The following is a 25,200-nucleotide window of genomic DNA, read 5'->3' as shown; positions in this document are numbered from 1 at the left end:
GACCGGTTGTGCCGTAGATTCGCTTGGTGCTTTTCCGGGCCATTAAAGGTCTCCCAGTCGCTTGACGCTGGGCGCCTGCGTCCCCTGCCTTTCAAAATACCGAAGCCAGAAGTCATCGACAGCATCCGAGTTTCTGATGCTTTCGGCCGGACGCGGCACTTGGTAGATCTGCACCACCGCGTTGCTGAGGGTCGCGCCGACGCGCTGGTAGTCGCGGGAGTTGCTGAAACTCTCCCAGTCGCCACCACGATAGAAGCTCAGGACGTCGCTGTGCTGGAGAAGGTCCGAAACCAGAACGATGCGGCGCGGCCCTCCATAGGTCACAAAGCCGGGCGTTGCCGAAACTAAAGCCTGAAGGCTCTCCATGATCGGAGAACTGTTCGCGCCTGATGCGCTCACCATCTGCTCTAGATTTGCCTTGAGTGGCGCCAAGAAGCGCTCGCGGTAACGGTCACCAACCAGACGGACGTTCTGGGTCAGTGCGCTCGCAGAAGCGGCATCCTGAGGCTTGCAGAGCGGCTCCGTAGCGCCCCACTTCTCTGGGTGCTCACTTACGACTCCCAAGGTGAACTGCGTCCCCCTGGTCGCCGCATCGATTTCCTCTTCCAACCATGCCATCAACTGGGAGTGCTGCGCCGGAGACAAAGGATCGGTCAGGTCTAAAAGGATGGAGGTCATAGCGACCGGTCCGCTGGCGAGGGGACAAAGCGTCGTCGAGTCGACGGCCGCCAATGCAGTCTGTCGTCCTGCCCACCAGAACCCGCCTCCAAGTGACACGATGACGGCGATGGCGCCAATGACGAGGACTGGTGTGCTTAGGCCGCCTTTCGTGCCGCCGCGTCCGCGACGAGCGCCACGAGTCGAAGACGCGCGCCCCTTTGCCCGCGACATCAGACTGGCTCTCCGGCGGGCGCACGCACGGAAGGCACTAAGGGTCCTGAGAAGGATACCCCGCGCTGGACTTCCTCAGGCAATTGGAATTCGACAACTGCGGATCTGAAGCTCTCGAATATCTGCCTGATGGCAGACTCTACGGCTTGCGTGATTTTCTGCGCTTCCTCTTCCGCCGTCTTCTTCCTGCCCTCGTCGGCCGTGATGGCTGTCCGGAAGGCTGGGAAACTGTGGCCGGTCGAAAAACTGGGTGGCGCCGGTTCGGTGCGCGCGGCGAGGTTGGCATCTCTGTAGACTGCTAGCAGATATGCAACCTTCGTGTCGCACTGATCTAGAAAACCTTCGAGATGTGCGTTCAGCGTTGAGTGTCCGTAAAGGGCATCAATAGCTTGGGAGATCCCGTCCCGGACTTGTTGGTCAGCATCGCGCAGTTCGTCGATCGCCTGATCACGCTTGTCCGTGAGCTCCGAAATGGCGTCCTCGAAATGTCCGGCGTGATCCGCGCGCGCGTAAGCGAGGTCTGTTTCGACCTTGCTGTATCCAGGAAATGGGTCGAAGGCATACCATCCCTTAATGAAAGCAAAGATGGAGATCAGGGATCCAAGCGCAAACAGGAACCAGCTGTCCATGCTGGTCAAACCGAACAAGTTCGCCCGAAGAGCGGGCACAGCCTCTTGGATTGCGTTGGACCAACTTACCTGCGCGTCGATCAAATCCCGAAAGTGGGCGACCGTAAGGTTCACCGCTAGAGCTAACAGAATCCAGCCCGCCAAGCTGCAGAGCCCAATAAGTTTACGAAATAGCTTGCTGTGGTTGAGATTGCAGGCCCAGACACCGAGCAGCAAGCTCATGATTACGTTCACCAACGAAAAGACAAATGCTGTCATTCCCCCGCCAACGAGGCCCTGCTCGTTCCCGCGCGAGAACATGAAGGCATTCAGCGCCGTTTCGATGCCGATGAAGATGATGACAGTAGCGGCAAACCTTCCCCAGCCCTCGAAATGCTTGGCGGGGCGACGGAGACCATGCCGCTCGCGGAACTCCTTCCGGTGCTGGAAGGTTTCGAATAGCCGCTCCGTCACGGAGGTCATCTGGGCCTTCCAGCCGCGCACCGCCGTCAGGTAGTCGCCGCTCGCATTCTGTGCGACGATCTCGACTTCCTTTCGCATCGTCCCCGCGCGTGACAGGCGCTCGTTATAAACCTGCCGATTGTTCTCGTAGTTCTCGAGGCCCTTGTTGCGGACGTCGTTAATCCGGTTGATGATCCGCGCCTCCACCGCGTCAAAGCTGGTAGTTCCAGAAGCAGGCTGCTGGTTGCTTCCGCGCTGCTGCCCCTCTTCGTCGAGCCTTAGCTCCTTGCGAATCTTCTCCTGGTCAATTTCCGGGAAGACCGTCAGGGTTGGAAGCAGGTCGTCAGACCGCAACATTGACTTCAGCTTGTCGAGCACAGGGGACCACCTCCAGTCATCTCACAGCTTGATCACATACTGTGCAACTACCCGTGATGATATGGGTTTGAAGATGTTTTTAAAGGTTTCGTTAATCAGGATAACTACCATGCTGAACGAAGAGACAGCGACCAGTTCCACGTGAGCGTTCCCAGCCGCCCTAAGCGTTGAACCGTCGATCGAGATCTTCACGGTTCTGATTTGAACGAACGTGCTCAGCCGCATCCTGACGCGCCGCCGCGTTCAGGCCACAGCGTCAACCGAAGGGTAACCGTCCGGCCTGACCGCTACCCGTTCCAGCGCCAAGGCAGCAGTTCGTCGACCTTGGTGATCTTGTAGTCTGGGATACGGGCGAGGGTGTCGGCGAGCCAGCCGTGTGGATCGACGGCATTGAGCTTGGCCGTTTCGATCAGGGTGTAGGCGATTGCGGCGGCCTTGCCGCCTGCCTCGGAGCCGACGAAGAGGTAGTTCTTCCGCCCCAGGGCGACAGCACGCATGCCTCGTTCGGCCGCGTTGTTATCGAGCTCCAGGATGCCGTGGCCGAGGTAGTGACGCAGGCGTTCCGTGCGGGTCAGCGCGTAACGGATGGCGGCCGCGAGCGGGGATTTGCCCGAGATCGTTGTGAGTTGCAGGGCCAACCAGACCTCCAAGTCGTCGAAGACCGGGGCTGCATGCGCCTTGCGAAGCGCGACCCGGACATCCGGCGGCGACCCTCTGGCCTCTTTCTCGACGGCGTAGAGCTGCGCGATCCGGCCGATGGCCTCTTCGGCGATCGGGGAACCCTGCGATCGGTGGATGTCGACGAACTTGCGCCGCACATGGGCCATGCAGGCGACCTCGCGGATGGCGCCAGAGCGGTAGAGGTCCTCGAACCCGGCGTAGCCATCGGCATGCATCCACCCCCGGTAGCGGGCGAGATGGTCCTTGGGGTGCTGGCCTTTGCGGTCGCCGGAGAACCTATACCACGCCGCTGGCGGTGCAGTGCCACCCCAGGGCCGTTCATCGCGGGCGTAGGTCCAGAGCCTTGCGGTCTGGGTCTTGCCGGTGCCGGGGGCGAGCATGCTGATCGGCGTGTCATCGGCAAAGATCGCCTCAGCCGACAGAACATGGCGACCGATGGCGTCAGCAATGGGCTCCAGTAAGGCGGTGGTCTTGCCGACCCAGTCAGCCAGCGTGGAGCGATCCAGATCAAGCCCCTCGCGGTCGAAGATCTGGCTCTGGCGATACAAGGGAAGATGATCGGCGTATTTGCTGACCAGCACATGGGCCAGCAGGCCCGGACCAGGGCGGCCGCGTTCGATGGGGCGCGAGGGTAGCGGGGCCTGGATGAACCGTTCGCAGCAGGCGCATGCGAAGCGCGGGCGGACGATCCGGTTCACAATGAAGCGGCCGGGCACGTATTCCAGTTCTTCGGTCACATCCTCGCCGATCCGGCGCAGACGGCCGCCGCAATCGGCACAGGCATCGGCGCCGGGGGCCAGTTCAACCTCCATCCGGGGGATATGATCGGGGATCGGACGACGCTTCGGTCTGTCCTTCTCCTCGATGTCGGGCAGCTTCATCCGGGCGGTCATCGCTGCGGCGGCGATCTCGCTGGTCTCCAGCGCCAGCTGGAGCTGTTCCGCTGTCTCGGACGAGGCCCCGAACCGGTGCGCACGGTGTCCTGCAAGCTGGTGCCGAAGCTTCTCGATCAGGATTGCCTGCGCCTTGACCTCGGCCAGAAGCCGCGCGGTGAAGCTGCGCAACTCCTCGGGGTCTTCCGGCAAGGTCAGGGTCTGATCCAGCATGTGAGGAGTTTATCTCACTGTATTCCTTGTGGGAATCATAGATTGCAGGATGAGCAGGCTATCCCGCTGCCAAGGGCCGCCACGTCCGCTGCGGCGCCCGCCAGTCGATCCCCTCCAGGAGCATCGACAACTGCGCAGGCGTCAGCGCCACCTTCCCCTCCTTCGCCGAGGGCCAGACGAACCGCCCCTTCTCCAGCCGCTTCAGGAACATGCAGGCGCCCTGGCCATCCCACCAGATGACCTTGACCAGATCACCCCTTCGGCCTCGGAAGACGAACAGATGCCCGGCGAACGGGTCTTGCTTCAGCACCGCCTCGGCCTGCGCTGCCAGCGCCGTGAACCCCTTGCGCATGTCGGTCACCCCGGCCGCCAGCCAGACCCGCGTGTTCGCCGGAACCGGGATCACGCCGTCAGGCCCCGGATCAACCGAGCGAGCGCCTCGGGATCATAGCTGCCGCTGATCCGCATCCGGTGCCCACCGGCCAGCTCGATCTCGATATGCCCATCGACCGCAGGAAGTGCCTTCGGCGCCTTCACCTCCGCAACGATCTCCACCGGCAGAAAGCGCGCGACATCGGCCGCGTCGGCATCTGCAAACCGCGGATCGCGCAGCCAGGCAAAGACCAGATTGGCATTCACGTCATACCGGCGCGCAACCTGGCTCACCGACACACCGGGCACACGCGCCTGCCCGCAGATCATCCGCTTCTCGTCGTCAGACCAGACCCGACGCTTCCGCCGCTTCGTCACCCACAACCCCGATAGTGTCCATTATCCGATAGTGGACACTATCTTCTACGCAGCACTCCCGGCAGAGCGGTCAGGCCGGACGGTTACACCGAAGGCTCGGATGCTGACGAACCGAAGCCGGACGAGCCGTTCTTTGGCAATCTGGCGTTTGGAGGTGCCGATGGGGTTGTCGTGCCGCCGCCTGATGACTTCGAGGCGCTGCACGCTGCCGCTGATTTCTTTGAGGATAACGAGTCGCGCCCGCGGGAACAGATCTCCGGCAGCAGACTGACCTTCAACCCTTTGGGTTTGCGCCACCTACTTTCAAAGGTGAGCGCGCCACCTCCTGAGCGAAGACCAGCGACACCCTAAAGCGCCCTACGTCACTATAGACCTCAGAGGCAAGATGGGCAGCGTGCAGCGCACCCGCCGGCAACGCCCATAGCGGCCGGTCTTCCTCTTTCGCTAAGCGCCATCCAGATCCCACCGGACCTTGGTGCTACGCGTAGAAAACTGTCATGCCAAATTCGCATTGCATGCAATTACCGTAGTCTCGCCTCCCTGCGAAACGGTGGCTGTGACGTATCATTCGTGTTGGAAAACCGTTTCACGCTGAGGAAGGAAAATCTCGGCAACTTTGATCGAAGTCGCCTGACGCATGTTGATTGCTAGAGACGCGCAACGCTAACGTGAAATAATTTTCTTAGTGCCCCTGCTGCGAGGTTGCCAGTGCTCGATCGACTCGTCTTTGCCGCCGCATTCATCTTCGGTGCCATCATCGACCCACAGGGCGGCGAAGCCATGCAGATTTCGAGCAGCTACAGTGAACCCACGCAGTTCATGCCGGCCAGCCTGACGGTTAAGTTGTCTGGCGAGATCGTGCAGGGTGACGCTGCCGCGCTAATGGCAGAGCTGCTGCGCTACGAGGGTCGGCCCATAAACGACATCAGCTTCGAGTTCGACAGCCCCGGCGGCGCACTCGTGGAGGGCATCCGCATTGGCCAGGTCATCGCCGCCCGGCCCGAGAGCACGTCCTCGCGCATTGCAGGCGACAGCTCTCCAATTTGTGCCAGCGCCTGCGTCTACGCCTATCTCGGGGCCGACTTCCGCTTCATCGAAACCGGTGCCGGGCTGGGCGTTCACCAGTTCTACACCCAGAACGAGCTGACCGGTTCGGACGCATTGGCAATGGGTCAGGAGCTGACCTCGATCATCCTCACCTATCTCCAGAGCCGCGGGGTCGACAGCGACTTTCTCGCGGACATCGTCTCGGCGCGCGGCGACAGCATGGTCTGGGTTGATCACCAACGTCTAGCTGACCTCGGCGTCGTTTCTCAGGGCGTGAGAGGACAAGCCGTGGAGTATGTGAACTACGAGGGAGAAATATCGCTGCGCGTCGAGCAAGATGCCTTCGTTGGCCGAAACAAGATCATCATCGGCTGCGGTGACGAAGGGCCTTACGGCATCGCCTTTCTGCAGGAGCCGCCCATGCCGTTCGCAGGGCCCTTCATGGTGCACGCCGGAGGCTACGATCACACGATCCACGAGTTTGGCTATATCCAGCACGGCAACGGCGAGACGATCGCGGGTTTCCAGATCACTCCTCAAGTTGCGGCCGAGATCGCGGGTGCCTCGGCCATTGGCGGTAAGGTCTTTAACATGGACAAGAGCATCTCCTACGGCTTTGCCGGGGAGGTGGTGGACCCCAAGATCCGCGACATGGTTGACGGCTGCATGCGTCGCTTCTTCCGAACTGCTCCGCCTACGCCTACGCCGGCCCCAATGCCGCGCATGACGAGACAAAACGGGCTCGATCTACGTGGCGCGGATCTTCTAGCCAACGGCATCCGTGGCATTTCTCTGGATGAATGCGAACGCCAATGCTTGGCCGCTTCCGACTGCGCGGCGGTCAGCTACGTTGTCGATATGCAGTGGTGCTGGCCGAAGGGCTACGGCGGCAGGCCGATCCAGAGTTCGGGCGTTATCTCCTCAATCAGGTGAGGTGGGACGACGGGGAACCAGACAGTCTGCACAGTGCTAGCATGATGATGTGGCGACGGGATCGGCATGGCTGTGTCTGAGGTCGGTCGCTTCAAGCCTACCGCGCGCCGGCCCCGAGAAGGCTCAGGTCCAGGAACCACGCGTTGTAGCGATCCGCGATGCACTGCTCATCCGCGCCGCAGCGCTCGCGTTGTCCGATCCAGTCGCGCTGCCGCCGCGTAAGGTCCGCGCGTTCCCGATCCGCGCCCTTGCTTCGGATGACGGAATAGAGTGAGCCGAGCGCGCGGTCCTGGAGCCAGAGATCGAAGCTGCCGCAAATCGCGTGCTCGGTCCTGCTCGAGGCCTTGCTGCAGTCGAAGCTGGGACCGCTGATGCCAAGCGGCAGCTTATCAGTATGAAGGTCGCCGGCAGCCGCGGTGCACCAGTCCTTCAGCGCCATCCGCTCCTGCGTCATCTTGATCCGATCTGCCATCTCCGGCAGGCGGTCCATGAAGACCTCGCCGCCAAAGATCTGGTGGCCGAACTTCAGACGCTCTTCTCCCTGCTGCCGGAGGAATGCGTCATCCATGCCGAGGAGCGAAGCACAGTCCCCTTGCAGGAACATGTATGTCGCTGTCTGGCGGGCAATCGTGCCAGGAGTAGGTCGATCCTCAACATTATAGAGAGTGTCGCCATCGATGACCGTCGTGTCGATGTCGAGGAGCTGCGCCACTTCGGGGGTGATGAGATTGAAGTCATCGGGGGCGGCCCAGGTGAAGTAGCGGATCGCCTTCCGGGAAAGGCCGACATCATTGAGGAAGGCGCCGATATCGGCATTCGCCATACCAGACTCGTAGGCCTGAACCGAACCATCCGCCTGGGCGCGCCGGGCGAAAGCCGCATGGGCGCCGATTGTCGAGGTCCTGTCCATGACCCGGTGCTTGGCGGCAGCCCAGATGATCGCGCACATCGAGTAGCACTCACCATCAGGCGGCACAAAGGCCGTAAAGCCCCGCTGGTGCACCTCGGCACCGATCGAGAGCCCCTCCTCCACATCGCCCCCTGGCGACTCCAGCATCACAATGGCCTTGTCGAGATTGCGACTCTGCTTCCAGAAGCGATCGGCATCGCCAGGCACAATCGGCCCGCTGACCTCGATGATGGAGGGCATGCCCGGGCCGCCGTCGATGACGACGAACTCGGCGGCAGCCGCAGGGAGCGCCGGTGCGGCACAGAAGGCGATGGCGAGCAGGTGGCGACGGGCAGCTGGGAACATGGCGGATCCTGGCACTTGATTGGCCGATCAGGCGTTCCGGTGAGCCTTCCGCCCAACGCCTGTCAAATCAAGAAGGACTTGATGACGATTTGCCCGGATCTTGAGAGGCATTGGAGGCCACGAACGGGAGTTCGCTCCGCTTGAGGCTGCCCGAGCCGGAAGTAGCTCCGGTCTGCGGGCGCCTGCTTTCTTGGCATCGCCAGTTCACGCTAAGTCCGACACTGCCCGCGCAACATCGCGCCCGCGTGTCTTAGATGGGCTCTTCACGCCGCTCTGCCGCTACTGGCGACGGGATGGGTGCGGGGCAGCCTCCGACCGGCGCACTGGGCTCAAATCGGACGTAGTCGCCTTGGGCGAAGTCGATTTTTTGAAGTCACGATATGTCCATCGCGGCCGGCTTATGTTGAGTGGCTGGTCATTCGCCGACCAGGGGCTGTAAGAACAGCACAGAAGCGGGTGACAGTGTGAGACCGGCCATGACCATGATCAGGATGCGTGACCTCCGGACAGGCTTCACCTACCGGTCTGCTTGGATCGGATACGCAAAGGGCAGAGGGCTTGCTATCGCGAACGCGCCGATACTGCATAGCGCGCGGATCGGCAAGGATCAGGTCTATAAGGATCCGTTTAAGGGACCCCGCCACGGCTTCTCGGCTAAATACGAGCAGTTTCTAGAGGCCCTGCGCTTGAGCGAGCATGTCTTAATTCGCCAAGGCGGACGGGATGAGGCTGGCGAACTGTCCGGAACCGGCGAGCTGATTGCGATCTACGAGATCCTGTCGCACGAGATCGAGACGGAGGGCGGCGTAACGATCTGCCTCGGTCGGCGCATCTCCGGTTGAGATGGAGGAGGGTGTGCATCTTTCTTGATTCACACAATCGGCCCGTGGACTAAGCCGCTCCGCGGCACTGGCGCCTTTGGCGGGCGTTCGGCACCGCTGTCGCAGCAGCTCTATGTGTGGCATGGGCGAGAAAGCCCAGCAGGCCCATATCCGTGCCGTCAAGGATTTCGCAGCCTTTCTGAAGCGCTCGCCCGACACGGCCACGCCGGAAGAGTTGCGGGCTTATCAATTGCACATGACCGATGCCGGGGTCACCCTTCGACCTTCAACACCCGTATCGTCCCCCTGCGGTTCTTCTTCGGCATGACCTGCGGGCGCGAGGAGATGAAGCGGTTCATGCAGTTCCGGACCGAGCCGCGCCGGTTGCCCGTGGTTTTCTGCGTGGAGGAGGTGTCCGACATCCTGATGGCAGCACCCGGACCGGGTCTGAAGTATCGGGCGGCCCTCAGCATCTCCTACGGTGCCGGGCTGCGTTCGGCCGAGGTGTGCAATCTCAGGATCGGCGACATCGACAGCGACCGGATGCTGATCCATGTCGAACAAGGCAAGGGCAAGAAAGACCGCAAGGTGATGCTGTCGCCCAGTCTGCTGGAGCTGTTGCGGAGCTACTGGCGCGAGGCGCGTCCTGACGGCTGGCTCTTCCCGGGCCTGCCACGGGTCAGCCCGATCTCTCCGCGACAACTGCACCGGGCATTCACCTCGGCCAAGAACATGGCGGGGATCAAGAAGACCGCCACGCTGCACACCCTGCGCCACAGCTTTGCGACGCATCTGCTGGAAGCGAACACCGACGTGCGGGTGATCCAGGTGTTGCTGGGACATGCCAAACTCAGCACCACCGCCCAATACGCCCATGTCGCCACGAAGACGATCCGGGACACTGACAGCCCCTTCGAGATGCTCTCGAAGCTGCAGGACCGCACCATCGAGCGAAGTCTGGAGTGACCCGCGCCGGGCGTGCCCCGGCCCAAGCTGGAGATCGCTGACATCTTCCGCGTCCATGGGTCTGCGTGGCGGCAGGCCAATGCGGGTCATGGCAGCCTGAGCCAGCTCATGGTGATGTCGGCGATCGATGCCTGCCGGACCGAGGCGCTCGGCGGGCACGTGGCGGCATGTGACAAGTGCAGCCACCAGCACATCGCCTACAACTCCTGCAAGAACCGGCACTGCCCCAAGTGCCAGGGTCCGGCGGCGCGTGACTGGATGGCAGCGCGCGCTCAGGATTTGCTACCCGTCGAGTATTTCCACGTGGTCTTCACCCTGCCGGCCCAGATCGCGCAGATCGCGTTCTGGAACAAGAAGACGGTTTATGACCTGCTGTTCCGCGCCTCGGCCGAGACGGTGATGACCATCGCCGCCGATCCCAAGCGTCTTGGCGCAAAGGTCGGCATCACGGCCGTGCTGCATACCTGGGGCTCGGCGCTGACCCATCATCCCCATATCCACATGATCGTCCCGGGCGGCGGCCTGTCGCCGGACGGCACCAGGTGGGTCGTCTGCAAGCCCGGCTTCTTTGTCCACGTGCAAGTGCTGTCGCGGTTGTTCCGGTGCCTGTTCATCGAGGGGCTTCATGCGTTGCACCGCAGCGAAGAGCTTGCCTTCTTCGGCGATCTGGCGGAGCTTGCAGACATCACCGCCCTCAGCGCCTGGCTTGCTCCGTTCCGCAAAACCGAATGGGTGGTCTACGCCAAACCACCTTTTGGTGGACCCGAAGCAGTGCTGGCTTATCTGAGCCGCTATAACCACCGTGTGGCCATCTCGAACAGCCGACTGGTCAGCGCCGATGCGAGGACCATTGCCTTCCGCTGGAAGGATTACCGCACCCGAAAGGGCGACCGCCAGAAGATCATGCGGCTGGCTACCGACGAGTTCATCCGCCGTTTCCTGATCCACGTCCTACCTGACGGATTCCACCGCATCCGGCATTACGGCCTGCTCGCCAGCGCCACCCGAAAGGCCAGCATCGCAAAGATCCGAAGCCTGCTTGGGGAGGCGCAAGCCGAGCCAGCACCTCAAGTTGCCGCTGAGGTCATCCCCCATACCCTGCGTGAACCATGCCCCTGCTGCGGTGGCCCGATGCGGATCATCGAGATCTTCCGGCGCGGGCACAAACCGCAATCACGGGCACCGCCACGCGAGCAGGCAGCATGATGAAACGCCCGTCCCTCAGCCTGATCAGCCGCCGGTCCCCGCTCGGGCACCAGGTCGGCGGCGACTATCCAAAGCGCCAGAAACCGCCGGAAGTCAGATCACTCCGCACTCACCCGAAGCCGAGCGCACAACCATTCTGCAGCAAAACCCGCCTGCGCGAGACAAATCCACAACTGCGGCGTATGCAGGACTTCAAGGCGGTCACGATGGGTGGCGCTCTTTCCACATAGGTAGCGCCAAGCTCCCCGCGGCTTCGTCCTTGGGAGGTTTTCCAACGCGGGCCAACCGCGCACCAGGCTCCAACCTTACGCCACGGCCCGCATAAGAAAACCCTCACCATAGCAGACGGTCATCTCGCCCGCCGCCGCACCGCAGCGCGCCCGCAAGCGGACATTCAACTTCCGTTGCAGCCAGATCCCGATCATGATGGTGCCATCCAAGAGGAGATGCCCGGATTGACGCTTTTCACCACCACCAATTACCCAATCTCCTCGCTGATCGAGGATATCGACCTAGGCAAGATCGGGCTGCCGGAACTGCAGCGACCATTTGTCTGGCCCAACGTCAATGTCCGCAACTTGTTCGACTCGCTATATCGGGGTTATCCCGCCGGCTTCTTGCTGTTCTGGGACACGGGTGCAGATGGCGTGCTCAAAGCAATTGGCACAAAGAAAGACCGGCTGCCTCCGAAGATGGCGATCGTGGACGGCCAACAGCGGCTTACCTCGCTCTACGCAGTAATCAAAGGCTCCGAGGTCATCCGTGCTGACTTCTCGAAGAGTCCGATCCGGATCGCCTTCAATCCGCTGACGGAACGTTTTGACGTCCCCGACGCGACCACCGCCAAGGACAAGGCCTATATCCCGGACATCTCGGTGTTGTGGCACAAGGAGACAAAGCTTCTTGCCTTTACCAGGGTCTTCCTGAAGGAACTCGCGGCAACGCGTGAGTTGAGCCAAGAGGAAGCGGAGCGCATCGAGGAAGCCATCGGTCGGCTGTTCAATCTGCCGCACTATCAATTCACTGCGCTCACATTATCGCCCACCGTTGGCGCCGAAACGATTGCCGAGGTCTTCGTGCGCATCAACGGTTCGGGCAAGAAGCTCAACCAGTCCGATTTCATCATGACGCTGATGTCGGTGTTCTGGGACGAGGGGCGCGCCGATCTGGAGAGCTTCGCGTTGAACGCCACGAAGCCTGCCGACGGTCGGGCCTCGCCCTATAATCATTTCATCAAGCCCTCGCCCGATCAGATGCTTCGCGTCACGGTGGGCCTGTCATTAAAACGAGCACGGCTGGAGGCGGTCTACAATGCGCTGCGCGGCCGCGACCCGAAAACAGGCTTGGACAGCCCGGAAAAGCGCGAGGATCAGTTCTCCAGGATGCAGGTGGGGCAGAAGACGGCGCTCAATCTTGCGAACTGGCATCATTTCTTGTCCGCCCTGACACTGGCCGGCTATCGTGGCGAGAAGATGGTCAGTTCGCAGACCGCCATCATGTATTCCTACGTGCTCTATCTGATTGGCATCGATGATTTCGCCGTCCCGCGCGACGTGATGCGGCAGGTAATCGGTGAATTTTTCTTCATGGCAGCGCTTACAGGACGATATTCCTACGGGCCGGAAGGCCGGTTTGACTCCGACCTGGCCATGGTGCGCGATCTGGAGACGGCCGGCGATTATGTCGCGAAGCTGCGCGAGATGATGGGACTCGCGCTGACTGACGACTACTGGACGATCAACCTGCCCAGCCAACTGGCAACGTCCGCCTCACAAAGCCCCTCTCTATTCGCCTACAATGCCGCGTTGATCCGACTGGATGCGGTGGCTCTGTATAGCCCGTTCAAGATCGCGGCACTAGTCGATCCGGCAATCCGCGGGTCGAAGGCTGTCTTGGAGCGGCACCACCTTTTCCCGAGGGCATACCTTGAGGAAATCGGTCAGAAGGATATTAAGCAGATCAATCAGATCGCAAACTTTGCTGCGGTGGAGTGGCCGCAGAACATCAAGATCGGCAAGCAGCCGCCGCGTGATTATGTTCCGGTCTTGGACGCGGCGCTATCAGCCGAACGGCGCGAGCAGATGTATTTCTGGCACGCCTTGCCGCCCTTGTGGTGGGAAATGGACTATCAGACCTTCCTGGTAGAACGCCGATTGCGGATGGCAAGGGTCATTCGAAGCGCCTGGAACGATCTGACAGGCAAGCTCCAAGCGGTTGCCCCCTCACCGATCGACGTGACAGAACTGATCGCCGCCGGTGAAGGGGACGCAATCGAGTTCAAGTCGACCCTGCGCACTAATCTTCACACCGGGCAGCATGATGACAAGATGCAGCTCGCGGTTCTGAAGACTATTGTGGGCTTCCTAAACGCTAAGGGTGGCACCCTGCTGATCGGGGTGTCAGACAGCGGCGAAGTTTTGGGATTGGAAGCCGATGGCTTTCCGAATGAGGACAAGATGGGCCTGCATCTCGTCAACTTGATGAAGGATCGCGTGGGAGAGGTGTTCATGCCGTATGTGCATTACCACTTCGAAGATGAGGAAGGGGGCCGCGTTTTGGCCGTCCGTTGCGACAAGGGGCCGAAGGCCGCCTTCGTCAAGGACGGAAGCATGCAGCGGTTCTACGTCCGTGGAGGAGCCTCGACGCAGGAGCTTCAAGGAGGTTCGGTTCCGGAATACTGCAAACAGCGTTTTGGCTGAAGAGGTGGCGAAAGTCGACTGTTGAGGAGGACAAGGAAGTCCCAGCGGCGACATAATGCTAGGGCGCATCGAGTCAAAGCCTAGGAGCAGTCGCACGACTCAAGTTACATTCTGCGAGGTTGCCGCCATTGCTGGTTGGTTCAGAATGGGCTTCCGGCCCTTTGCGGTCGGTCGGCCCTGTCGGGCGCTGCCTTGCAGCATCCCCAGACCGGACATTCGTGCTTGGCGCAGCGAAATTGACCGAGCAGAGTCTGCTTTGCGGGACCAAACAGCCGTTCGCTGCACGTGCATCATGAAGGAGCCGAGGGTCTACTGGGTGCAAAAACTTCATAAGATCGTTGCGTCGCTATTGCAGCATGAACTGGAAAAGCGGCCGTTCGGTTTGTCAGCAGCATCCTGAAATTTGCGATGTTTCTGGCTCATGCAGACGCCGCCTGCACTTGCTCTTGCGCCGCAAGGAGCTTCGCTGCGATCGGTGACGTGATCATCTGGATCACGGCGAAGAACGCGGCCGGCACGGCGATCTCGGAAGGCAGGCCGGAGGCTGCAACGAAGGCCGCGGCGATGCTGAATTCCTTCTTGCTGCAGGTGAACAGGTAGGCGATCAGCTCTCCCCGGTCCTTCGTGAAGATCCTGGCTGTCATGCCGACGGCGTAGCCGATCAGGTTCAGGGCAAGGGCCGCCAGTGCGATCACGAGCGAATACCAGCCGTAGCCGAGAATGGTTTCGGCGTTCGGCCCGACGACCGCCAGCAGAAGCAGAAGATAAAGGACCGAGCCGAGTGCAGGCCAAGCAAAGTCCAAGTGCGATGCGCCTTCCGGAAAGCGTGTCCGCAACCAGACACCGATCACGGTCGGCACCACCACGATCAGAACCAGCTCGCTCACCACGGCGAGAACCGGCACCATCAACTCGATCCCGGTCATCCAAAGGAAGAGGAACGGGATGATGAAGGGCGAAAGCGCGGTATTCACCACGTTCAGCACGGCAGCGAGAGCCACATTGCCACGGGCAAGCAGAACCAGCAGCGGCGCGGAGACATCGGCCGGAAGCATCCCCACCAGCGTCTGGCCCGCGGCCAACGGTCCGCTGCCGAAGAAGGCGCGGCCGGTCAGCCAGCCTGCCAGCGACATCGGGCCGTAGACGAGGCCGATCGCCCAGAGCTGCCGGCCCGGCTTGCGGAACACGATCTGCACGGCCTTGGCGTCGAAGGTCAGACTGATGACCAGCATCAGAAGGGCGAGAAGTGGGCCGATGCCGGTCTCCAGCGCGATGCCGACGGACGGCACCAGCAAGCCGAGAGCGGCCGTGAGAACAGCCAGAAGCAACAGGTTGTTCTCAATGAAGCCAAGGATTTTCCGCATGTCAGCCGTCGTGCCCCGGATGCATGGAGTGGCAGCCTTCGCCATGATCTGCATGGATGCAGTTCTCGTGGTTGCTCAGGACCTCTATGACCTTGCAGTCCGAGATCGTGCCGTGAGCACAGCGTGCCAGCATGCGCTCCAGTTCCTGCTGCAAGGCCTGGAGCCGCGCAATGCGGTCCTTGACGGCTGCGAGCTGACGGCTGGCGATGACATCGGCTGCCGCACAGGACATGTCGGGTCGGTCCGACAGGCTGAGCAGCTCCCGGATGTCATCGAGCGGAAAGCCCAGCTCGCGGCTATGGCGGACGAAGGCCAGCCTTTCCTGGTGTTCCTTCCTGTAGAGCCGCTGGTTGCCCGCACTGCGTTCCGCCTCCGGCAGCAGGCCGATCTCTTCGTAGTAACGGATGGTCGGCACCTTCACGCCGGTGGCCGCGCTCAGTTTTCCAATGCTCAGCATGAGAAACCTCTTGAACCTCTAGTTGCTAGAGATCCTATCTTCCGGGCTCAATGAAGGAAAGAGCTTGGGCGGGATGCAAAATGGCAGCGGAAACAGCAGAGCGGCGTGAATGGACGGTGACCGGCATGGACTGCGCGGCCTGCACGACGAAGGTGGTGCGGGCGGTCGAGCGGCTGCCGGGGGTCAGCGACGTCAAGGTGGCGCTGATGACGGAACGGCTGTCGCTGAATTTGGTGCCGGGCAGCAGCGAACCCAAGGCCATTGAAGGCACGGTCCGCAAGCTGGGCTTCGGGATAGCACCAAAGGGGCAGCAGGCGCCGCGCAAGAAGGCTTTTGTGCTGCCGGATGAAGGTCCGGTCCCTCGGGCAGAGGATGGCGCGGCCGATGATCCCGACTTGCGTGCTCCAGCCCGCGATGCGACACCAGCTCTGCAGGACAAGGCCTGGCACCAGACGGCGAAGGGGCGGCTTGTTATCCTGACGGGTGCGTTGCTCGCGATCGCTTGGCTGATCGAATTGCTTACTTCTGTCGAGGTCGGATACTGGGCCTTCGTCGCGGCGTGCCTGATCGGCGTAGCGCCGGTGGCGAAACGCGCCAACGAAGCATTGCGTATGGGTCAGCCCTTCACGATTGAGGGTCTGATGACCATCGCTGCCGGGGGCGCGCTGCTGATCGGTGCGGCCGAGGAAGCGGCCTTGGTCGTCTTCCTCTTCGCCGTGGGAGAGGTGCTTGAGGGTGTCGCGGCGGGGAAGGCCCGGCAGGGCATCCGGGCTTTGGCTAATCTGGTGCCGAAGACTGCGCTCTTGGAGGTGGCCGGTCGCACACGGGCCATTCCCGCCGACAGCCTGCAGATCGGGCAGACCGTGCTTGTCCGCCCCGGCGACCGTATTCCTGCGGATGGCAAAATCATCGACGGCACCAGCGGCGTCGATGAAAGCCCGGTGACCGGTGAAAGCGTGCCGGCGACCCGAACCGTTTGCGATCCAGTCTTCGCCGGCTCAATCAATACCGAGGCCGCCTTGCGTGTCCGCGTCACCCGCGAACCGAGCGACAACACCATCGCCCGCATCATCCGCCTGGTCGAAGAGGCCGAGGAGGCTCGTGCGCCCACCGAGCGCTTCATCGACCGCTTCTCGCGCATCTACATGCCGGCCATCGTCGCGCTGTCGGCCTTGGTGATCGTGGTGCCGCCGCTCGCTTTCGGACAGGACTGGACCACTTGGATCTATCGCGGCCTGGCGCTGCTGCTGATCGGCTGCCCCTGTGCGCTGGTGATCTCGGTTCCGGCCTCCATCGCCTCGGCACTGTCGGCAGGCTCGAAGCGGGGGCTGCTGATGAAGGGCGGTTCCGTCATCGAGGCGGCAGCGAAGGTTACGCATGTGGCTTTCGACAAGACCGGCACCCTGACGCTTGGCGTTCCGGTGGTCACCGACCTGCTTCCCGCCCCGGGCGTGAACGAGGCTCAGTTGCTGGCAGTCGCCGCCGGCGTGGAAGCCGGCTCAAGCCACCCTCTGGCGCTGGCGATCCTGCGACGCGCAGAAGCTGCCGCCGTGCCGGTGCCGGAGGCGCGCAATGCCCGGGCGCTGCCCGGACGTGGTGTTGAAGCCACCGTGGACGGGGCGCTGGCCTGGGTTGCCTCACCCTCTCATGCCGCCGATGTCGGTGGGATGGATGACGCGGCCCTGCCTCGGGCAGTCACGCTGGAGGACGAGGGCAAGACGGTTGTCGCCGTCTATCGTGAGGGCCGGCCCCTGGGGCTGATCGCCCTGCGGGACGAGCCGCGGGGTGATGCGGCCGAGGCCATCCGGCAACTGGACGCCATGAGTGTGGGCGCGACCATGCTGACCGGCGACAACGCCCGCACCGCGGCCGCCATCGCGGGAGGGCTTGGGATCGGCTTCCGGGCCGGGATGATGCCCGAGGACAAGCTGGCCGCGATCGGTGAGCTGAACGGCAAGGGCAGCGTGATGATGATCGGTGACGGCATCAATGACGCCCCTGCCTTGAAAGAGGCCCAAGTTGGCATCGCAATGGGATCAGGCACGGATGTCGCGCTGGAGACTGCCGACGGGGCGATCCTGCGCAACCGCGTAACCGACGTCCCCGCGCTGATCCGGCTGGCCCGGGCGACAATGGGCAACATCACGCAGAACGTGGCGCTGGCGCTCGGACTGAAGGCGGTGTTCCTCGTGACGACGATCCTTGGCATCACCGGCCTCTGGATCGCCATTCTGGCCGATACCGGCGCGACCGTCCTGGTCACGCTGAACGCCCTGCGGCTGCTGGCCTTCAACCCTGCCCGGGAGGCTTGAGATGCTCGGACAGGGTGGATGGATCGGCCTTGGTGTCGTGGCGATGTATCTGACGGCCTTTGCCTGGGGAACGGCCGAGGCCGCACGTGCCGCCGGGCGGCCAGTCTGGCTGTTTGGACGAGCGCGGGGGCTCGAGCGCCTTGCCGCATTCGGTTTTCGCCTTGCGTTTGCGCTGGCGCTTCTTGGGCCGCTGCTATGGCTGGCCTTTCCGGCGCTGCACAAGCTGGACCCGCTTTGGACTGAAGGCCGGTATCAGCTGGTGGGGGCCGCAGGTGCTGTTCTTGCAGCAGCCGGCGCAATGCTTGCTTTTGCCGCACAGATGTCCATGGGCTCATCGTGGCGTGTCGGTGTGGCCGAGGGTGCAACAGGGGCTCTGGTTTCGGGCGGGCTTTACCGCTTCAGCCGCAATCCGACCTTTCTGGGACAGTTCATTCTGTTGACGGGAGTTACTCCTGCGATCCCGGCTGTTCCGACACTTCTTGCGCCGCTGCTTTTCCTCTGGTCTGCGGCCACGCAGATCCGCTCAGAGGAACGTGAGTTGAAGCAGGCGCTTGGCGCAGACTACAGCCGTTATCTGGCGACCGTGCCGCGCTGGATCGGCTTTCACAGGAGAACCTCAAGTTGAAGGCTGCTCTGACCATTTTCGGAATCGCAGCCACGGCGCTGGTAGATCAGGCCACGAAGGCCGTGGTGCTGTCACTAATCTCTCCAGGTCAGGTCCTGCCGGTTCTACCGGGCCTCGATCTTGCGCTCAGCTTTAACGAAGGCGCCAGCTTCGGCATGATGTCGAACCTCATGGAGGGCAGGCCCTTGCTCATGGCGGCGCTGACGAGCGCACTTGCCCTGATCTTTGCCGTTATGGCGTTTCGCAGCGACAATCGCTTTGAGCGCACCGGCCTTGCCCTGATCGTGGGCGGCGCCCTTGGCAACATCATCGACCGGTTGCGGCAGGGTGCCGTGACTGACTTCCTGAGCCTCTACTGGCGTGACTGGCATTGGCCCACCTTCAATGGGGCCGATATCGCGATCACGCTCGGCGCGCTGATCATTCTCATCGCCATGTTTACCACAGGCCGCAAGGAGCCGCTTCTTGACCGCAACTAAGACAAGCCGTGTGACCCGGGACGAGCTTACCCTGCTGGCGGCTTTCCTGATCGCCCTGACCGCGACCCTTGGCGCCTTGTTTATCGGCGAAGTCCTAGGCCAGATGCCCTGCGTCCTGTGCTGGTATCAGCGCATCGCCATGTTCCCGCTGACAGTCATTTTGGCTGTGGCCCTGTGGCGGAGCGATGTCGCGGCGCGTGCCTACGCCCTGCCGCTTGTCATTGTCGGGCTTGCTCTCGCGGTCTGGCACTCCGGCCTCTACATGGGCCTGATCCCCGAGACTATTACCCCCTGCACTCAGACTGGCCCGTCCTGTTCCGACAAGGCGCAGATGACGATCCTCGGTCTGCCAATCCCCTACCTCTCGGTTGCGGCTTTTTCTCTGATCGGCCTCTGCCTTCTGAACGTGAAAGGATCTCGCCCATGAACCGCCGTGCTGTGTTGCTGGGAACGTCTGCCGCCGCTCTTGCCGTGTTTGGTGGTGGTGCTTGGTATCTGCGTCAGCAGGAAGAAGCAGCCGCCGCGGCTGCCGTGACGCAGAACCCGGAGGCGCTGGTCCGCCCAAATTCGCCCATTCTGGGGCCTGCGGAGGCGCCGGTGACGCTGGTGGAGTTCTTCGACCCTTCCTGCGAGGCCTGCCGTGCTTTCCACCCGGTGATCGAGGATCTGCGCCAGCAGTATCCGACGCAGTTGCGGATCGTGCTGCGCTACACGCCCTTCCACGAAGGCTCGGACGAGGCAGTGCGTATTCTTGAGGCCGCTCGTCGGCAGGACAAGTTCGAGCCGGTCCTGGATGCCTTGTTCGAGAAGCAGCCGGAGTGGGCCAATCATGGCGCGCCCGATCTCGGCCTTGCCTGGCGCGTCGCGGGCGCAGTGGGCTTGGATCTGGAGAGGGCACGGTCGGACCGGCTTCATCCAGATACGACCGCCATACTGAATCAGGATGTGGCTGATCTTCAGGAGCTCGGCGTGCGCGCCACGCCAACCTTCTTCCTGGATGGCCGACCGCTCACCAACCTCAATTTTGACACTTTGAGCGCGGCCGTCAGAAACGCTGTGGCCGAGATCAGATGAACTAACAAAGCTGTGAGGACACCTGAAGCCGCTTGAACCTCATGTGGCTAGAGGTGCTAGGGCCCCCACAAGGATGGGATATCGGAATGCTGAAGAACATCAGGATTGCGTTGTGGGTCGCCGTGGCGGTGTCACTCGTTGGTGTGAGCGTGCTGCTCTGGCGGGCGGATCGGCAGGAGCGAGCCGCTGCGTTCAAGCCGGAGTTTTCCTTGCCGGATGAGGCGGGGACGCTTCACACGGCGGAGGACTTCCGGGGCAAGCATGTTCTGGTTTTCTTTGGCTTCACCAACTGTCCGGACATCTGTCCGACCACCATGGCCGAAGTCGCGCAGGTCATGGATGACCTCGGGCCGGAGGCGGCGGAGGTGCAGCCAGTCTTTATCTCGGTCGATCCGGCGCGAGACCGGGAAAGCGGCCTTGGTAAGTATCTTTCAGCATTTCATCCCAGCATTCTGGGGCTGGCCGGAGACGAGGCGGCCACGCAGGCTGCCGTCGGCAGCTTCAAGGTTTTCAGCGAGAGACATGAGGATGCCTCGGCGCCGGGGGGCTACACCATGTCGCACAGCTCCAGCCTTTACCTGCTTGGTCCGCGCGGGGATTGGTTGCGCCAGTTCGAGTATGGCACGCCGGCCGACGACATCACCGCTGATCTGAAGGAACGCCTCTGACATGATGAACTCCACTGCCGCAGCATTCGTGCTCGCCGCCATCCTGCCTGCTACCGCCTTCGCCGAGTGTGTCGAGGTTACTCAGGGCAACGTTACAGTCAGCGCCGCCTGGTCGCGCGCCACCATCGGGACGGAACGGCCCGCCGTGTTCTACGTCACCGTCCGCAACGACGGCTCCGAGGAGCGTCTCATGGGCATCGAAACTCCTGTTGCGGACGTGCCCATGCTCCACGAAACGGTGGTGGAGAACGGCGCGGCCCGCATGTCGTATGTCGAACAGATCGTGATTGCCCCTATCGACGCGGTAAGCCTTGAGCCCGGCGGCTATCACGGGATGCTCATGGATCTGCAAACCGAGCTCGTGGAGGGAACGACCTTTCCTGTCACGCTACTTTTCGAGAAGTCTGGTCCGGTCACGATTGACACTGCGGTTCTGCCTCTGCGCGCGCGGGAGGCTGCATGCGAAGAGGCGCTCTGATCCTTGGCGGCGCCGGAATGGTTGCGGCGGTCGGCTTCATGCTGGCTGTCGGCGCTTGGCGCAGTGGGGATCTGCCTTGGCAACAGCAGGTCACTGAGACTGTTGGCACCCGAGGGGCCAATCTAGGAACGATGTCCTGGCAACTCACCAGCCACAAAGGTGAGCCGGTCAGCCCTCAAAGCTGGATCGGCCAGACCAGCCTTGTCTTCTTCGGCTTCACCTGGTGTCCCGATGTCTGCCCGATGACCTTGCTGAACATCAGCGATTGGCTGGAGGAACTTGGCCCAGATGCGGACGGGCTGGCCGTTCACCTTGTCTCCGTCGATCCCGAACGCGACACGCCCGAGGTGCTGGCCGACTACCTGTCGAACTTCGATCCTCGCATCAGCGGCTTGACCGGAGCTCCTGACGAAGTTGCCAAAGCAGCCGATGACTTCAACGCCACCTATCGCCGCGTTCCTCGGGACGATGGCGATTACACGGTGGATCACACCGCCGGTGTCATGGTGTTCGGGCCGGACGGGCGCTTGTCGAGTATCATAGACCTGCACGACGACCCGAAATTCGCGGTGCCGAAAATTCGACGCGCGATGGAACGAGAGGTATAGGCCGTGTCCCTGTTGACCCGACGAACCCTTCTATGTGCCGCCGCCGCCGCCAGTGCTTTGCCGCATCTGGCCGTCTCGAGTAGCCCCGCCCTGATCCACGTGGTCGAGGGCACGGGCTGCGAGTGCTGCAAGCAATGGACCCGCTACCTGCAGGAGAACGGTTTCGAGGTCACGCACGAAGAGCGTTTTGGCGTCCTTCTCATGCAGCATAAGCTGGACCTTGGGGTGCCCGTCGAGGTCTCCTCGTGTCATACCGGCTCCATCGACGGCTATTTCCTTGAGGGCCATGTTCCTGCTGCCGACATCCGCAAGCTGATGCGTGAGCGGCCTGACGCACGGGGCCTTGCCGTGCCAGGCATGCCCTATGGCAGCCCCGGAATGGGGCCTGAAAGCAATCGCGAGGCTTATGACGTCCTGCTGATCCGCAAGGATGGCAGTGGCGAAGTCTTCACCCATTACTCTGCGGCCTGAATCCTTCAACCTCTTTTTGGAAGCCTGCCTTATGACCAGCCTGAACCGACGCGCCGCCTCTTTAGGGTTGATAGCCGCTCTTGCGGCGTGTGGGAGATCGGGCTCGAATAACCGATCCGGGGATGTTCCTCAGTTCAAGCGTTACGCCGGCCCTCCAGTCACACAGGTCGTGGTCCAGAAGGCACAGCGCCGGATGCACCTGCTCAACGGACAAACGGTGATGAGGTCCTATGACTTCGGGTTGGGCAACCAGCCGATAGGCCACAAGCAGTTCGAGGGTGACGGTAAGACTCCCGAAGGCCTCTATTACGTCGACAGGTTCAATCCACGCAGCCGCTACCACCTGTCGGTCGGCATCTCCTACCCGAACGAGCGGGACAAGGCCTATGCCGCGCAGTTTGGCCTCGATGCCGGCGGCGACATCATGTTTCATGGCCGAGGCCCCGAGGGGCGTGTCCTGGCTCCTAGAAACAGAGATTGGACGGCTGGCTGCATCGCGATCACCGACGATGAGATCGAAGACGTCTACGCTATGCTGCAACCTCGCACGCCGGTGATGATCTACGCGTGAAACCGGGCGTCAGGCACTGCCGCGTGATCGAGCTTGTCATCATGCGGGCTGTCTGCAGGTTGTTCGAGATAATGGTGGCGGCAGGCCTACAGGTTCGGCGCGCCGATTGGTCGCACCAGCTGTTGCAGATTATCCCAACCCACACAGCCATGGTCCTGCCCTTGCTTGGACAGGATCTTTGGCGCCGGTATCCTTTTCTCAACAAAAGACGAGCATGAGACAGCAGCATGTCCACCCATCGTTTCGGTGACCGGAGAAGTTTTTTGCGCGGCTTGGCCGCAACAGGGGCGCTGCTGCCAGCAGCCGCCTATGGCCAGGCCGCCACTTCCACGGCGCCCGAGCGTAACCAGTCCTCGTTCCGGATTAGACATTGGCGTGATTTCTACCCGACACTTGGCAAGGGCGTCCTGCTTGCCGATGTCACCTCGCGCGCGGTCCACTACTGGTCGGGTGATGGGAGCGTTCACTTCGTCTTCCCTTGCGCCATTCCGATGACCGACGAGCTGACCCGCCGCGGGCAAACCGAGATCGTCCGCAAGATGCCGAACCCGCCCTGGACGCCGACGCCCAGCATGCGTGAAAAAGATCCCACTCTCCCTCAGAGGGTCGAAGGCGGAGCACCGGAGAACCCGCTCGGAAAGTTCGGCCTTTATCTGGCTTGGCCTGCCTATCTGGTCCATGGCACCCATGACACACGCAAGATCGGACGGCGCTCCTCGTCAGGGTGCTACGGGCTTTATAATGAACATGTCGAACAGCTTTATGCGGTCGCCGAGATCGGAACGCAGGTGACCGTCTTCTGATTTCCTTACTTAGCAGGCCGCTGAATTAGTCGCTGAACCGGGAGGGTTTCCCGATCTTGGGGGTCGGTGTGGACCGCGGTCTGGGCCGCGGGCGTAGTGATCCCGCTTCCCGCTTTCGGTCATGCGCCCAGCAAGCGGGGCAGCCGGGCGAGGTTGCTGGCGGCCATCGTCAGGACGAAGCGGGCCCTGACCCGTTCGACGCCGCGGTAGACGGTCTGGGCAAGACCGCCGACGGTCTTGCCCCAGCCAAAGGGCTCCTCGATCCTTTTGCGATGCTTCTGGGACAGGGCGTAGCCTTTGTGGTGGGTCGTTCGTCCATCGATCGCGGAATGCCGGAACTTCCGCGCCACATGCGGCGTAACGCAGGCCTGCCGTAGGTCGCGAACGAAGTCCGCGCTGTCGTAGCCCCGATCCGCGCCGAGCGTCAGTTGACGGGCCGATCCGGGAGAATGGGCGTGGATCATGGACAGCGCCGCCCGGCGTTCTGCATGACCGTCGGCCCGGGTGAGATCGGCCTGCACGATCAGGCTGCTCCGGTTCTCCATCAGAGCGTGGCCGATGAAGCACAGCATCGCGCCGGTGCCAGACGAATTCTTGTAGAGCCGCGCGTCGGGATCTGTGGTCGAGGCATGCGTTGCGTTCGACCGCTTCTCACCCCGGAAGTCGATCTCGGCATTGCGGGATTGGCGGTCGGGGCGGGGCATCGGTGTGGTCTCGGCAGGGGGCTGTTCGGGGTGGTCTTCGGCGGGGCTGTCCGGTCCGGGCAGGCCCCCCGGATCGTCGTCGGGCGGCGTTTCGGCGGCCTTCGGCTGGAAGCTCTTCATCGAGGCCCAGGCCTTGACCAGCGTGCCGTCCACCGAGAAGTGCTCGTCCGACAAAAGCGGCGCGACCTCGCGATGCGCCAGGATCGCCGCCATCACCTTGCGCAACATCTCGGTCGTCAAAAGGCGGTCCCGGTTCTTGGTGAAGACCGTGGGGACCCACACCGGGTCGTCGATCCCAAGGCCGACAAACCACCGGAACAGCAGATTGTATTGCATCTGTTCCATCAGCTGCCGCTCGGACCGAACCGAAAACAGGATCTGGATCAGGCTTGCCCGGATCAGCCGTTCCGTCGGGATCGAGGGGCGACCGAAGTCGGTGTAAAGAGCCTCGAACTCCCCGTCGAGGCTCGCGAGCGCGTCGTTCACCACCTGCCGGATCTTCCGCAGCGGATGACGCGCCGGAATGCGCGCCTCCAGATCGACATAGCTGAACAGCGATCCGCTCGTCTTGTCCGCCCCGCGCATCACCGCCCCCGCCAAAGCCTGCGGAGGGTGAATCATGTTCCTCACATGGAGCCAAGGGCCGACTTCTTCAGCACCCTGTTAGGGCACCGGCCCTGCCAGCCGCCCTGCGGCAGGACTGGTGCCAGTCAGCCAAAAGTAGCTCAGCGGAAGGTAAAAAGCTCGAACTTCACATACATGCTGCACACCGGCTGAGCGGCC

The 25,200-nt window shown here is 62.2% G+C and carries 24 protein-coding genes and 1 pseudogene; 16 read left to right on the top strand and 9 right to left on the bottom strand.

The genetic code is table 11. The features are described 5' to 3' along the window. Nucleotides 1–42: 42 nt before the first annotated feature. The 5 genes from JHW48_RS14920 to tnpA all read right to left on the bottom strand — a co-directional run bounded on the left by JHW48_RS14920 (nt 43) and on the right by tnpA (nt 4,876). Complete coding sequence (locus tag JHW48_RS14920; RefSeq protein WP_119885500.1) at nt 43–678, bottom strand: hypothetical protein; 636 nt, start codon at nt 676–678, stop codon at nt 43–45. Nucleotides 679–890: 212 nt separating this feature from the next. Next, nucleotides 891–2,339: a hypothetical protein gene (locus JHW48_RS14915; RefSeq protein ID WP_119885499.1), complete on the bottom strand. Its 1,449-nt coding sequence runs from the start codon at nt 2,337–2,339 to the stop codon at nt 891–893. Nucleotides 2,340–2,626: 287 nt separating this feature from the next. Further along, nucleotides 2,627–4,126 carry an IS66 family transposase gene (tnpC, locus tag JHW48_RS14910; RefSeq protein WP_119885498.1) on the bottom strand — a complete coding sequence of 500 codons (1,500 nt, stop codon included), beginning with the start codon at nt 4,124–4,126 and terminating at the stop codon, nt 2,627–2,629. A 58-nt stretch (nt 4,127–4,184) separates the two neighbouring features. Then, entirely contained in the window at nt 4,185–4,532 is a 348-nt protein-coding gene (gene tnpB, locus JHW48_RS14905) for an IS66 family insertion sequence element accessory protein TnpB (RefSeq protein WP_119885497.1), read from the bottom strand. Next, a complete protein-coding gene (gene tnpA, locus JHW48_RS14900) occupies nt 4,529–4,876 on the bottom strand; it encodes an IS66-like element accessory protein TnpA (protein ID WP_240637762.1) in 348 nt (115 codons plus the stop codon). The genes tnpB and tnpA overlap by 4 nt, the downstream gene beginning before the upstream one ends. A gap of 708 nt (nt 4,877–5,584) precedes the next feature. On the opposite strand from tnpA, the gene JHW48_RS14895 reads away from it, so the two are divergent. Further along, nucleotides 5,585–6,856 carry a hypothetical protein gene (locus JHW48_RS14895; protein ID WP_119885495.1) on the top strand — a complete coding sequence of 424 codons (1,272 nt, stop codon included), beginning with the start codon at nt 5,585–5,587 and terminating at the stop codon, nt 6,854–6,856. Nucleotides 6,857–6,953: 97 nt separating this feature from the next. Here JHW48_RS14895 and JHW48_RS14890 read toward each other — a convergent pair whose 3' ends face one another. Further along, a complete protein-coding gene (locus JHW48_RS14890) occupies nt 6,954–8,111 on the bottom strand; it encodes a hypothetical protein (RefSeq protein WP_119885494.1) in 1,158 nt (385 codons plus the stop codon). A 476-nt stretch (nt 8,112–8,587) separates the two neighbouring features. On the opposite strand from JHW48_RS14890, the gene JHW48_RS14885 reads away from it, so the two are divergent. From JHW48_RS14885 to JHW48_RS14870, 4 genes and pseudogenes are all read left to right on the top strand, one after another. Next, entirely contained in the window at nt 8,588–8,953 is a 366-nt protein-coding gene (locus tag JHW48_RS14885) for a hypothetical protein (protein ID WP_240637755.1), read from the top strand. Between the two features lie 112 nt (nt 8,954–9,065). Further along, nucleotides 9,066–9,898 (top strand): annotated as a pseudogene (locus JHW48_RS14880) (tyrosine-type recombinase/integrase). 12 nt (nt 9,899–9,910) lie between these two features. Further along, nucleotides 9,911–11,104, top strand: coding sequence for an IS91 family transposase (locus JHW48_RS14875; RefSeq protein WP_119885493.1), 1,194 nt, complete (start codon nt 9,911–9,913; stop codon nt 11,102–11,104). Nucleotides 11,105–11,559: 455 nt separating this feature from the next. Then, a complete protein-coding gene (locus JHW48_RS14870) occupies nt 11,560–13,803 on the top strand; it encodes a GmrSD restriction endonuclease domain-containing protein (protein ID WP_119885527.1) in 2,244 nt (747 codons plus the stop codon). A gap of 419 nt (nt 13,804–14,222) precedes the next feature. On the opposite strand, the gene JHW48_RS14865 is transcribed toward JHW48_RS14870, so the two are convergent. Continuing rightward, nucleotides 14,223–15,221, bottom strand: a complete 999-nt coding sequence (locus JHW48_RS14865; protein ID WP_240637754.1) for a bile acid:sodium symporter family protein — start codon at nt 15,219–15,221, stop codon at nt 14,223–14,225. Then, nucleotides 15,169–15,624: a MerR family transcriptional regulator gene (locus tag JHW48_RS14860; protein ID WP_119885491.1), complete on the bottom strand. Its 456-nt coding sequence runs from the start codon at nt 15,622–15,624 to the stop codon at nt 15,169–15,171. Before JHW48_RS14860 ends, JHW48_RS14865 begins: the two co-directional genes overlap by 53 nt. Nucleotides 15,625–15,704: 80 nt before the next feature. On the opposite strand from JHW48_RS14860, the gene JHW48_RS14855 reads away from it, so the two are divergent. The 11 genes from JHW48_RS14855 (at nt 15,705) to JHW48_RS14805 (ending at nt 23,713) form a co-directional block, all read left to right on the top strand. Beyond that, entirely contained in the window at nt 15,705–17,936 is a 2,232-nt protein-coding gene (locus JHW48_RS14855) for a heavy metal translocating P-type ATPase (RefSeq protein WP_272835644.1), read from the top strand. A 43-nt stretch (nt 17,937–17,979) separates the two neighbouring features. Continuing rightward, entirely contained in the window at nt 17,980–18,561 is a 582-nt protein-coding gene (locus tag JHW48_RS14850; RefSeq protein WP_272835858.1) for a methyltransferase family protein, read from the top strand. Next, nucleotides 18,558–19,040, top strand: coding sequence for a signal peptidase II (gene lspA / locus JHW48_RS14845; protein WP_090747263.1), 483 nt, complete (start codon nt 18,558–18,560; stop codon nt 19,038–19,040). Before JHW48_RS14850 ends, lspA begins: the two co-directional genes overlap by 4 nt. Continuing rightward, nucleotides 19,027–19,467, top strand: a complete 441-nt coding sequence (locus tag JHW48_RS14840) for a disulfide bond formation protein B (protein ID WP_090747259.1) — start codon at nt 19,027–19,029, stop codon at nt 19,465–19,467. Before lspA ends, JHW48_RS14840 begins: the two co-directional genes overlap by 14 nt. Next, on the top strand, nt 19,464–20,114 hold the full coding sequence (locus tag JHW48_RS14835; protein WP_272835643.1) for a DsbA family protein: 651 nt from the start codon (nt 19,464–19,466) through the stop codon (nt 20,112–20,114). Before JHW48_RS14840 ends, JHW48_RS14835 begins: the two co-directional genes overlap by 4 nt. 86 nt (nt 20,115–20,200) lie before the next feature. Then, nucleotides 20,201–20,782 carry an SCO family protein gene (locus JHW48_RS14830; RefSeq protein WP_119884568.1) on the top strand — a complete coding sequence of 194 codons (582 nt, stop codon included), beginning with the start codon at nt 20,201–20,203 and terminating at the stop codon, nt 20,780–20,782. A 1-nt stretch (nt 20,783) separates the two neighbouring features. Further along, the gene (locus JHW48_RS14825; protein WP_119884569.1) at nt 20,784–21,260 is read left to right on the top strand and encodes a copper chaperone PCu(A)C; all 477 of its coding nucleotides are present in this window, start codon (nt 20,784–20,786) and stop codon (nt 21,258–21,260) included. Nucleotides 21,261–21,277: 17 nt separating this feature from the next. Continuing rightward, nucleotides 21,278–21,868: an SCO family protein gene (locus JHW48_RS14820; protein WP_240637644.1), complete on the top strand. Its 591-nt coding sequence runs from the start codon at nt 21,278–21,280 to the stop codon at nt 21,866–21,868. Nucleotides 21,869–21,871: 3 nt separating this feature from the next. Beyond that, the gene (locus tag JHW48_RS14815; RefSeq protein WP_119884571.1) at nt 21,872–22,339 is read left to right on the top strand and encodes a DUF411 domain-containing protein; all 468 of its coding nucleotides are present in this window, start codon (nt 21,872–21,874) and stop codon (nt 22,337–22,339) included. Between the two features lie 31 nt (nt 22,340–22,370). Next, nucleotides 22,371–22,910, top strand: a complete 540-nt coding sequence (locus JHW48_RS14810) for a L,D-transpeptidase family protein (protein ID WP_119884572.1) — start codon at nt 22,371–22,373, stop codon at nt 22,908–22,910. A gap of 227 nt (nt 22,911–23,137) precedes the next feature. Beyond that, on the top strand, nt 23,138–23,713 hold the full coding sequence (locus tag JHW48_RS14805; protein ID WP_119884573.1) for a L,D-transpeptidase: 576 nt from the start codon (nt 23,138–23,140) through the stop codon (nt 23,711–23,713). 119 nt (nt 23,714–23,832) lie between these two features. Here JHW48_RS14805 and JHW48_RS14800 read toward each other — a convergent pair whose 3' ends face one another. Further along, nucleotides 23,833–25,002: an IS5 family transposase gene (locus JHW48_RS14800; RefSeq protein ID WP_119884574.1), complete on the bottom strand. Its 1,170-nt coding sequence runs from the start codon at nt 25,000–25,002 to the stop codon at nt 23,833–23,835. Nucleotides 25,003–25,200: the final 198 nt, after the last annotated feature.

The sequence above is a fragment of the Paracoccus aestuarii genome (assembly GCF_028553885.1).
Lineage (GTDB): Bacteria > Pseudomonadota > Alphaproteobacteria > Rhodobacterales > Rhodobacteraceae > Paracoccus > Paracoccus aestuarii.
The sequence above is the reverse complement of the archived record's forward strand: the minus strand, read 5'-3'. Positions and strand labels throughout refer to the sequence as shown.